1 pseudogene is annotated in these 1,316 nt (G+C 71.5%); it reads left to right on the forward strand.

Annotation, left to right across the window (positions count from 1 at the left end):
* A pseudogene (locus tag BEN49_RS28125) lies at positions 1-1,316 on the forward strand (DUF4175 domain-containing protein); the annotation flags it as partial.

The following is a 1,316-nucleotide window of genomic DNA, read 5'->3' on the forward strand; positions in this document are numbered from 1 at the left end:
TGCCCCGCAGGGGGCGCGGGTGCGCTGGCGGGTGCGCACGAGCCGGGCCGCGGCCGGTGGGGCCCCGGTGCTGGAGATGAGCGGACGCCGGGTGACCTTCCGGCCAGTGGCGGGCACGGCCAACACCTTTGAAACAGCGCAGGTTTTGAACGCGTCGGCGCTGTACCGGCTGCGGTTCGCGGGCACCGTGTCCGACGATTACGCCATCGACGTGCAGGCCGACCGGGCCCCCGCGGTGCGCATCCTCACGCCCAAACCCTACACGCTGGTGCCCGCCCGCGGGGCCCGGCCCGAGGTGCCGGTGCGCGCCCTGCTGCGCGACGATTATGGGTTGAGCCACGCCGAACTGGTCATCACCGTGGCCCAGGGCGCGGGCGAGGCAGTAAAATTCCGCGAGGTGCGGCGCGACCTGGGCGGGGCCCTGGGGCCCCAGCCGGCGCAAACCACGGTAGGCAGCCTGCTCAACCTAAGGCAGTTGGCCCTGACCTACGGCGACGAGCTGTACTTCTACATTTCGGCCCGCGACAACGCCGGCCACAGTGCCCGCTCCGACGCCTACCTGGTGCAGTGGCAGGACACCGCCCGCGCCGCCGGCGTGTCGGGCCTGATGGGTGGCCCCAAGGTGGCCCCGGCCTATTTCCGCAGCCAGCGCCAACTCATCATCGACACCCAAAAGCTGCTGGCGGATCGCAAAAAACTCACGCCCGCCGAATTGACCACTCGCGCCAACGACCTGGGGGCCGACCAGCAGGCGCTGCGCCTGCGCTACGGCAAGTTCATGGGCGAGGAACTGGAGCCCGGCCTGGGCGTGACGGCCGGTCCCGAAACCGAAGCCCAGCCCGCGCCCCGCGCCGAATCGCACTCGCCCATTGCGGAGGACGACGATGCGCCCGCCCCCGCTGCGCCGGCCGCGAGCCACAACGACCACGACCACGAGGCCAGCGCGCCGATGGGCGGCAACGCGTCGCCCACCGCCGAAACCGACGCCCTGATGCAGCCCTACATCCACAAGCACGACGACTCCGAAACCGCTGATTTTCTGGAGCCCGCCGTGAAAACCAAGCTGCGCGCCGTGCTCGACCAGATGTGGGCCGCTGAGCTGCGCCTGCGCACCGGCCAGCTCACCGCCGCCCTGCCCTACGAGTACAAGGCCCTGCGCTTGCTCAAGGAGGTGCAGCAGCAAACCCGCGCCTTCGTCAAGAAAGCCGGCTTCGCCCCGCCGGCCGCGCCCGAGCCCAACCTGCGCCTCACCGGCGACCTGAAGGGCGCGGCGCCCCGCATTTGCAGGCGCAGGTGCCCGCGCCCGCCGCCCAGCC

Source organism: Hymenobacter coccineus (assembly GCF_001816125.1).
In the GTDB taxonomy this organism is placed as follows: Bacteria; Bacteroidota; Bacteroidia; order Cytophagales; family Hymenobacteraceae; genus Hymenobacter; species Hymenobacter coccineus.